The sequence below is a fragment of the Bittarella massiliensis (ex Durand et al. 2017) genome (assembly GCF_009876955.1).
GTDB lineage: Bacteria > Bacillota > Clostridia > Oscillospirales > Ruminococcaceae > Bittarella > Bittarella massiliensis.
Map to the genome: position 1 here is coordinate 17,559 of NZ_WWVY01000004.1, position 8,907 is coordinate 26,465.

Here is an 8,907-nt window from a genome sequence, read left to right on the forward strand (position 1 = left end):
CCCCCTCTCTGCCGGGCCCCGCGGCCCGGCTGCCCTTTTTCGCTGTCCCCATTATAGTGTGCCGCGGCCCTGCCGTCAAATCGGGGGCGGCCCTCTGCCTGAAAAAACAGGGGGGCGCCCGCCGCATCCCCGCGGCAGGCGCCCCCCTGTTTCCGGCGAGTCCTTAGATGTGGGACTCGATGTATTTCACGATGTCGCCGACTTCCTTGATGTTCTCCACCTCTTCGTCGGGGATCTCGATGTCAAATTCCTCTTCCAGGCTCATCACCAGGTCGACCACGTCCAGGGAGTCGGCCTCCAGATCCTCCATGATGTTGGCCTCCATGGTGACCTTCTCTTCCTCCACGTCCAGCTGATCGCACAGGATCTCTTTGACTTTCTCGAATACCATATCATTTTCCTCCTATAAGAAAATACCAGTCTGCAAGATTGCAAAACATCGCCGCCAAAGCGGGTGGCGATTGCCTACATACTTGTATACACGTTTTGGCAGCGGCTGTCAATGGGTATTTGGAAAAAGGATGAAAAATCGTTGCTTTTCCCCACCCTGCCATCCAACTGCTCTCCAGGCCGCCCCCTTTGGCCCAGAATTCAAAAAAAATTCATCTTCCCCTGCCCTCCTCGCCGCTCAATTTGTGGTATAATGGCCGCAACGCGGCCATTGTGTCGAGATGCCGGTCAGGGCGCTGTGCCCCCGCTTCCCGCCCCATCCCGCCGCACACGACTGACATTTGGAGGAACTTATGAAACAGGGCAAGACCTTCGGCCTGATCGGGGAGAAGCTGGGCCACTCCCTCTCCGGCCAGATCCACAGCCGCCTCTTCGCTGCACTGGGCGCGGAGGCCCGCTACGACCTCATCGAGATCCCCCGGGAGGGGTTTGCCGACACCTTTCCCCGGCTGCTGGCCGAGTACGACGGTCTCAACGTCACCATCCCCTACAAGCGGGCGGTCCTCCCCTACCTGGAGGCCCTCTCCCCCGAGGCGGCCGACTACGGCGCGGTCAACACCGTCGACTGCGCCGCCCGCACCGGGCACAACACCGACGTGACCGGCTTCCTCCGCTCCCTGGGAGAGCGGGTCGAGGCCCTCTCCGGCGACGTGCTGCTGCTGGGGGCCGGCGGCGCGGCGCGGATGATGGCCAAAGAGGCCCTGCGGCGCTGCCGCTCCCTGACGGTGGCGGTGCGCGACCCCGGCAGCGAAAATGCCGCCTCCCTGCGCCAGGAGCTGGCGGGGGCGGCGGTGCGGTTTGTCCCCCTGGGACAGATCGAGGGGGCATACGACGCCCTGCTCAACGCCACCCCGGTGGGGATGTGGCCCCAGGTGGAGGGCTGCCCGGTGGACGAGTCGGTCATCGCCCGCTGCGGCTTTGTCTTTGACGCCATCTACAACCCCGCCGAGACCCGGCTGCTGCAGGCCGCCCGCGCCCTGGGCATCCCCGCCCTGGGGGGGATGGGGATGCTGGTGCTCCAGGCCGCCGCCGCCCAGGAGATCTGGCTGGGCCGGCCGGTGGACGGCGATCTGACCGGCGGGCTGGTCCGGTCGCTGGAGGGGACGAGCCATGCGGGATAACTACGCCCTGGTGGGCTTTATGGGCTGCGGCAAGACCACCGTGGGGCGGGAGCTGGCCAAGCGGCTGCAGTGCCCCTTCTGGGACTTGGACGCCGCCATCGCCCAGGGGGAGCGCCGGACCATCCCCGAGATCTTCGCCCAGCAGGGGGAGGCCGGTTTTCGGGAGCTGGAACACGCCTATCTAAAACGGGCCGCCGGGCGGCGAGGGGTCCTCTCCTGCGGCGGGGGGCTGGCCCTCTTCCCCCGCAACCGGGAGGTACTCAGCCGCCACTTCACCACCGTCTTTCTGGACTGCGATTTTGAGACCTGCTACCAGCGCATCCGCGCCTCCTCCCGCCCCCTGGTGCAGGACAAGAGCGAGGCCGAAGTGCGGGCCCTCTTTGAGAGCCGCTACCCCATCTACCAGGCCTGCTGCGACCTGCAGGTAAACGCGGCCCACTCCCCCTTTATGGTGGTGCAGGAGATCCTCAAGCAGCGCCGCCGCCACCGCTAGGACAGCCGAGAAAGGAAGCGCTTCAAGACATGATCGACTTTTCCATCTGGCAGGACCCCGAGACGGGGGAGCCCCTCTCCTTCAACCGCGCCCGCCGCGGCTTTGAAAACCCCCGCACCGGCCAGCTCTACCCCGCCGACAGCCGGGGCATCCTCCACTTCTGCGGGGCGGAGGATGCCGTCGGCCCCGACGCCGCCAGCACCCGCTTTTACGATCGGTTCGCCCCCTTTTACGAGGGGGGGCAGAAGCTCTATTACAGCCTCTACGGCGGCGAGCGGAAGGCCCGAAACGACTACCTGCAATACCTGCACATCCACCCCGGCGACCGGGTGCTGGAGGTTTCGGTGGGCACCGGGGCCAACATCCGCTGCCTTCCGCCCGAGGCCGACTACTACGGCATCGACCTGTCGGCGGGGCAGATCGAACAGTGCTTTTTACAAAAGCAGAGGCGCCGGCTCCCCCTCCACCTCTGCCAGGCGAACGCCGAGGCCCTCCCCTTTCGGGACGAGAGCTTCGACGCGGTCTTTCACGTGGGGGGCATCAACCTCTTCTCCGACCGGGAGGCCGCCATCCGGGAGATGGTGCGGGTCGCCCGGCCCGGCGCCCCCCTCCTCATCGCCGACGAGACCGAGCGGGTCGCCCGCCGCTACCAGCGCCTGCCCTTCTTCGGCACCCCCTTCCGGGGGCGGGAGGAGATCGTCCCCCCGGTGGACCTCCTTCCCCCCAACGTCACCGATGTGGCCCTGGCCGATGTCCGCCGGGGCAGCCTCTACTGTCTGACCTTCTGCAAAGCCCTCTAGGGGGCCGCAGAGAAGGGAGTGCCGCCGATGAGCAAGCACCTGTCCGCCGCCTTTTTCTCACCCGTCCGTCTCCTGGTCCTCGCCTTGGCCCTCGCCTCCTCCCTCTCCCTTGCCGGTTGCCAAAAGACCCTCAAAGGGACCGATGCGCTGGTTGGAAAAGGCGCGGGCGGAAATCCCCATTGCCGACGCGGAGAACACCGAGATCCGGTACGCCGGGCAGTGCGCGCAGGGGGATGACGCCCTCCTCTGGTTCATCTCGGGCAACGAGCACCAGGCGCACAGCTACCTGCCCATGGAGTGCACCGTGGTCGGGGAGGGGGAGTATGTCTTTGTGCGGAGCTATCGCCCCCTCCCCCGCAGCGGCAGGGACATCGTCGCCCTGCAGTGGAAGCGGGGGCTCGCCCTTTTGATCAACGACCCGCGCTGCACCACGGTCCGCCTCTCCGGCGGGGAGGGGACCCGCCTCTTTTCCATCGGGCAAGAGGGGTACCCCTACATCCTGTACAGCGAGACGCTGCCGTCGCGATACCAGTTTTTCGACGCCGAGGGAAACGAGCTCCTGTAAAGGGGCGAACGGCAGGCGCCCCCCCAATGCAAAAGAGCAGCCCGACCGATCTGCCGCCGGTCGGGCTGCTCTCTTTTTTTGTTCAATCAGTGGAAGGGGCTACTCGGCCAGGGCTTCCAGCACGGCCATCACCATCGCAAAGGTCCGCTGGAAGGAGGCCAGGTCCAGGCACTCGTCGGGGGTGTGGGCCCCGTCGGCGGTGGGGCCGAAGGCGATGATGTCCAGCGCGGGCAGTTTGTCCTTCAAAATGCCGCATTCCAGGCCGCCGTGAACGGCCTTCATCTCCATCTCCTTGCCGGTCTGCTCCTTGTAGATCTTCATGCAGAGTTCCCGCAGGGGGGAGTTGGCCTCGTACTTCCAGCCGGCCATGGGCTCGTTGATGTCGGCCTTCACCCGGCACATCTCAGCCAGGGTCGCCATCTCATCGGCCATGTGGTCGCGGACGGTGGGGTCGCTGGAGCGGATGAACTCGGTCATCTTCACGGTGTTCCCCTCGCACACCGCCACCCCCAGGTTGCCGGAGGTGACCACCAGGCCGGGGATCTCCATGCTCATGGTGTAGACGGCGTTGGGGAGCAGGTAGACAAAGCGGATCAGCTCGTCGCTGGAGGCGCTGTCCATCATCTGGGCGGCGGGCTCGGCGGCGGCTGCCTGCAGCGCAAAGCCGGGGTCGCTGGCCGCCAGCTCGGAGGAGATCTCCCCCGCCACCCGCTGGGCAATGGCAATGGCCTCGTCGGCCCTGCCGGTGGGCACGGCGATCAGGGCGTCGGACTCCCGGGGGATGGCGTTCATCTTCGAGCCGCCCGAGAGGCTCACCAGGTTCACCGGCATCGCCTTTTTGATGTTGTGCAGCACCCGCCCCATCAGCTTGATGGAGTTGCCCATCTCCTGGTCGATCATCATGGCCGAGTGGCCGCCCAGCAGCCCCCGCACCGCCAGGGAGACGGCCTCTCCGGCAAAGGGCACCAGCTCGGCCGACTTCTCAAAGTCGATGAGCAGCCCGCCGGCGGAGGAGACGATCATCGTCCCCTCGGGGCCGCAGTCCATGTTCAGCAGGTACTTGGCCTCCAAGTCGGAGCAGTCCAGGGCAATGGCCCCCAGCAGGCCGATCTCCTCCATCGAGGTGAAGACGCACTCCAGCGCCGGGTGACGGTAGTCGTCCCGGGCGAGGGCGGCCATCATGTAGGCCACCGCCACCCCGTTGTCGGCCCCCAAGGTGGTGCCCGAGGCGCGGAGGATGCCGTCTTTCACCTGTAGCTTCAGGGGGTCTTTTTCAAAGTCGTGTTCGGTGGCCTGGTTTTTCTCGCAGACCATGTCCAGGTGGCCCTGCAGCATGACAGTGGGCAGCCCCTCGCAGCCGGGGGAGGCGGGCTTCTTCACCACCACGTTGTAGGCGTCGTCCATCCGGCACCAGAGGCCCAGGTCCTTGGCAAATTGCATCACAAACTCGGCGGCAGCTTTTTCGTTGCGGCTGCCCCGGGGAATGGCGGAAAGCTCTTCAAAATAGCGCAGCGCGTCGGCCGGCTCGTATCCTTTGGTCACATACTCCATGGGGATTCGCCTCTTTCTCTCTGAAATTGCGCCACCGCGCCGGGGGAAGACCGCCCGGCCTGTCCGATGGCATTTGCCAACAGTATACTCTTTCCCCCGCCATTTTTCCAGTGGAAAGCGGCAAATCGCCGGGAGAAATTTCACCCCGCCCCGCCGCCGCATCTGTCTACTTTGCCCCTTTTTCCTTGGCAGGCAATTTCCCCTTGACAGGCGGGGCGGTCTGCCTTACACTCTATTTATACGATTATCGTATAATACGAAAGAAGGTTATAAATATGGCAAACCCCGATCCCCTCCAGGTGGCGCAGCTCTGGCACGAGGTGCTCATGTACAGCTCCACCCCCGAAGAGGTGGCCCGCTACCCCGAACTGATGGGCCGCTCCCCCCTCGAAATGCGCCTGCTGCTGATGGCCGGCGCGGCCCCCCACCTGCTGCTGCGGGACTACCTGGCGGCCCTCCACATCCCCAAGAGCACCCTCACCAGCGCCCTCAACCGGCTCGAGGGGCAGGGCTATCTCCGCCGGGTCATCAGCCCTCGGGACCGGCGCTCCTTCCAACTGGAACTGGGGGAGCGGGGGCAGGCCTTTCTGCGCAGCTACCTGGACTACCAGCGGGGGATGGGGGAGCGGATCCTCGGCGGCCTCACCCCGGAGGAGCAGCGGCAGTTGGCGGCTCTGTTGCAAAAGGTCGCCTCCTACATGCTCCCCCGCCAGGAGGGGGCGAGATGATGCGGGGCGGCGAGCGGTTTGCCGGCCGGATGGCGGGGAAGGTCGTCCTCCTCACCGGGGGTGGCGGGGGGATCGGCGTCGAGGCCGGCCTGGCCTTTGTCGAGATGGGGGCCACCGTCCTCCTCGCCGAGTGCGACCGGGAGCGGGGCCTTGCCGCCCAGCGGCGGCTGTGCGACCGGCGGCCGGGCAGCGGCGTCTTTCTGCCCGTCGACCTGGCCGACGAGGGGGATGTGGAGGTCCTATGCGAGGAGGTGGCGGCCCGCTTCGGCTGCCCCGACGTCCTCTTTCACAACGCCACCCTGGCGCAGATGGGGGCGGTGGAGGAACTGCCCCTCGACGCCTGGAACCGAAGTTACGCCGTCAACCTCCTCGCCCCGGTGCAATTGACCCGGGCCTTCCTCCCCGCCATGCGGGGGCGGGACAGCGGGGTGATCGCCTTTGTCTCCTCCTCCGGGGCGGCCCCCCACATGGGGGCCTACGAGGTCTTTAAGACCGCCCAGGCGGAGCTGGGTTCCACCCTCGCAATGGAGCTGGAGGAGACCGGCATCCACGCCTACACCATCGGCCCCGGGCTGGTGCGCACCGCCACCGCCGAGGCGGCCATCGAAATCGTGGCCGGGCGGATGGGGATGAGCCTGCCCGCCTTCTACCGCCAAAACGAGAGCCACCTCCTCAGCGCCGAGGCGGCGGGCTGGGGCTTTGCCCTCTCGGCCCTCTTCGCCCAGCGCTACCGGGGGCAGGAGATCGCCTCCATCCAGGTGCTGGGGGACTGCGGCCTCTCCCCCGAGGGGGCGCCGGAGCCGTCCGCCGAGGCCCCGGTGGACGGGCAGGCGGCCGCCCAGGCCTTACAGCGGGTGGCCGACACCTTCTTTGCCCAGTATCGAGGCTGGAAGGAGATGAATGTCTTCGAGCGCCAGTGGGTGCTGCGGGACTTTAAAAAGTCGGTGGGGCTGCCCGCTGACGGGGCGGCCGAAACCCTGCGGGAGCTGCTGCGGGCGGGACCGGCCGCCCTGGGCGCCCAGCGGGCGTTTCTCCAGCGGTTGCAGGGCTACTGGGAGCGGCAGTACACCCTTTTGCAGGGCTACGAGCGCGATCCCGCCCGCCGGGCGGAAAACAGCCGCATCGTGCAGGGCTGGGTGGAGGAGGTGGCCGCCCTCCTCGCCCTGCTGCCCTAGGAGGGGTGGCGGACAGACCCTGTCCCCCCCAAAAACACCTCGGCACAGACAAGAGCGCGCCGGCTATGACAGCCGGCGCGCTCTGATTTTGCCCTCTTATTTGCCCTCGTAAAAGCGGAACATCTCCTCCATCACCCGCTTGAAGCCCTCGCGGGAGACCTCCATCGAGACCCGGCAGCTGCGAAAGCCGCTGGGCCGGGGGGAGAAATCCACCAGGGTGCGGCCCCGGCTGGGGCCGTCCTCGGTCTCGATGTCCACGTGACACCGCTTCCAGGCGACGATGGAGGGGTCGGCCACGCAGGCCACCGTCATGCAGTCGCAGAGGAAGGGGGACGGGTCGTCGGACTTGGCGGTGATCAGGTCCTGCATCCCCTCGCCCCGCTCGGTCTTATAGCGCATGATCTCCCCGGTGAGCCGAGCGACGCGGTGGTCGCAAGCCAGCAGGTCGCCCCAGTCGCCGCTGGTGAGCTTGGCGCGGAAGATGGTCTCCAGCTCCACCATGTCCACCGGCACCCCGCTGCGAAAGACGATGTCCGCCGCCGTGGGGTCGGCCCAGAGGTTGTACTCGCCATAGGCGTTTTGATTGCCGTAGATGCGCGAGCCGCCCATGATGGTCAGGTTGGCGATCAGCCGGGCGGCGTCGGGGTACTTGGTCAGCAGGATGCCCAGGTTGGTCAGGGGCCCCAGGGCGATGATCTCCAGCCGTCCGCCGGCCTTGACCGCCTCGTCGTAGATCACGTCCCAGGCGTGGCGGGGGTCCTCCTGCTGGGGGGAGGCGGGGAGGGTCACCGTCCCCAGCCCCCGCACCCCGTGGGCAAAGGAGGCGTCCGACGCGGGGTAGAGCATCGGCGCCGCCGCCCCCCGGGCGACGATGGTGGACAGCCCCGCCTCCCGGCAGAGGTCGAGGGCGTTCTGGGTGGTCAGGTCGATGTTCACATTCCCCGCCACCGAGGTGACGGCGCGAATGTCGAACTCCTCCCGGCTGGCGGCCAGAAACAGGGCGACGGCGTCGTCGATCCCCGGGTCGCAGTCAATGATAAATGGGCGCTTTTCCATCTCTTGTCCCCTCCTCTAACCCAATTTGGCAATGCAGTCGATGAACAGCCGGGCAAATCCGTCCCGGTCGCCGCCCACCACCACGTCGATGTTGGCCTCTTTGCAGCCCACCCCGAAGGGGCGGATGTAGGTGGCGGTGCAGCCCCGGCTCAGGGACTTGCCGGTGTCCACCTCCACGTAAAACCGGCGGGTGTCGAAGAGCCCCTCCTTGATCAGCCAGGCGCTGACCACCGCGTCGTGCACCACCAGGTCGCGGCCATTGCCGCCAAAGGTGTCCTGGCAGTAGTCAAAGAGCTGGGCGCAGAGGGCCCCCACCCGCCCGCTGCGGCGGACCTCCTCGATCTCCTCGGGGCGCAGGGCCATCTTCTCGGTCACATCCAGCCCGCACATGGTGATGGGCAGCCCGCTGCTAAAGACAATGGCCGCCGCCTCCGGGTCGTGCCAGATGTTGAACTCCGCCGCCGGGGTGATGTTCCCGCCCGAGGTGGAGCCCCCCATCAGGCACAGCCGCTTGATCTTCCCCTTCAGCTCGGGATAGGAGAGGAGCAAGGCGGCGATGTTGGTCAGGGGGCCCAGGGCGGCGATCACCATCTCCCCCGCGGCCTCCCTGATCTTGGCCGCCATGAAGTCGACGGCGTTTTCCCCCAGGGACCCCCGCTGCGACAGGGGCAGGATCACCCCGTCCAGCGCCGTGGCGCCGTGGTAGGAGAGGGCCGGCCGGCACTCCCCCGCCAGGGGTTTGACACAGCCGGGGACCACCGGGATCTCCTCCCCCAGAAAGGCCACCAGCCGCAGGGCGTTTTCGGTGACATTGGGCAGCAGCCCGTTGCCGGGGACGGTGGTGATCCCCTGCAGGTCAAACACCCCGCTGCCCAGCGCCATGAAGAGGGCGGCCGCGTCGTCGTGCCCGGGGTCGCAGTCCATCAAAAGCGGAATTCGGTTCATCTTTCATCCTCCCTTTGCCTAAC

10 protein-coding genes are annotated in these 8,907 nt (G+C 66.9%); 6 read left to right on the forward strand and 4 right to left on the reverse strand.

Going from position 1 to position 8,907, the window contains the following annotated elements; translation table 11 throughout:
- Nucleotides 1–163 precede the first annotated feature (163 nt).
- Entirely contained in the window at nucleotides 164–391 is a 228-nt protein-coding gene (acpP, locus tag GT748_RS06135) for an acyl carrier protein (protein WP_021659671.1), read from the reverse strand.
- Nucleotides 392–743: 352 nt separating this feature from the next.
- Between acpP and GT748_RS06140 the strand changes: the two genes are divergently transcribed.
- The 4 genes from GT748_RS06140 to GT748_RS06155 all read left to right on the forward strand — a co-directional run bounded on the left by GT748_RS06140 (nucleotide 744) and on the right by GT748_RS06155 (nucleotide 3,429).
- On the forward strand, nucleotides 744–1,571 hold the full coding sequence (locus tag GT748_RS06140; RefSeq protein WP_021659668.1) for a shikimate dehydrogenase family protein: 828 nt from the start codon (nucleotides 744–746) through the stop codon (nucleotides 1,569–1,571).
- Entirely contained in the window at nucleotides 1,561–2,064 is a 504-nt protein-coding gene (locus GT748_RS06145; protein WP_021659667.1) for a shikimate kinase, read from the forward strand. Before GT748_RS06140 ends, GT748_RS06145 begins: the two co-directional genes overlap by 11 nt.
- A 29-nt stretch (nucleotides 2,065–2,093) precedes the next feature.
- Entirely contained in the window at nucleotides 2,094–2,864 is a 771-nt protein-coding gene (locus GT748_RS06150) for a class I SAM-dependent methyltransferase (protein ID WP_021659666.1), read from the forward strand.
- 142 nt (nucleotides 2,865–3,006) lie between these two features.
- Nucleotides 3,007–3,429 carry a hypothetical protein gene (locus tag GT748_RS06155; RefSeq protein ID WP_021659665.1) on the forward strand — a complete coding sequence of 141 codons (423 nt, stop codon included), beginning with the start codon at nucleotides 3,007–3,009 and terminating at the stop codon, nucleotides 3,427–3,429.
- A 99-nt stretch (nucleotides 3,430–3,528) separates the two neighbouring features.
- On the opposite strand, the gene pepD is transcribed toward GT748_RS06155, so the two are convergent.
- The gene (pepD, locus tag GT748_RS06160; protein WP_021659664.1) at nucleotides 3,529–4,980 is read right to left on the reverse strand and encodes a beta-Ala-His dipeptidase; all 1,452 of its coding nucleotides are present in this window, start codon (nucleotides 4,978–4,980) and stop codon (nucleotides 3,529–3,531) included.
- Between the two features lie 275 nt (nucleotides 4,981–5,255).
- Here pepD and GT748_RS06165 point away from each other — a divergent pair, with 275 nt between their 5' ends.
- On the forward strand, nucleotides 5,256–5,708 hold the full coding sequence (locus GT748_RS06165) for a MarR family winged helix-turn-helix transcriptional regulator (RefSeq protein WP_021659662.1): 453 nt from the start codon (nucleotides 5,256–5,258) through the stop codon (nucleotides 5,706–5,708).
- On the forward strand, nucleotides 5,705–6,883 hold the full coding sequence (locus tag GT748_RS15230) for an SDR family NAD(P)-dependent oxidoreductase (RefSeq protein ID WP_021659661.1): 1,179 nt from the start codon (nucleotides 5,705–5,707) through the stop codon (nucleotides 6,881–6,883). Before GT748_RS06165 ends, GT748_RS15230 begins: the two co-directional genes overlap by 4 nt.
- 96 nt (nucleotides 6,884–6,979) lie before the next feature.
- On the opposite strand, the gene GT748_RS06175 is transcribed toward GT748_RS15230, so the two are convergent.
- Nucleotides 6,980–7,939 (reverse strand): nucleoside hydrolase, encoded by a 960-nt coding sequence (locus GT748_RS06175; protein ID WP_021659660.1) that lies wholly within the window; start codon nucleotides 7,937–7,939, stop codon nucleotides 6,980–6,982.
- 15 nt (nucleotides 7,940–7,954) lie between these two features.
- Nucleotides 7,955–8,884 carry a nucleoside hydrolase gene (locus GT748_RS06180; RefSeq protein ID WP_021659659.1) on the reverse strand — a complete coding sequence of 310 codons (930 nt, stop codon included), beginning with the start codon at nucleotides 8,882–8,884 and terminating at the stop codon, nucleotides 7,955–7,957.
- Between the last annotated feature and the right edge of the window lie 23 nt (nucleotides 8,885–8,907).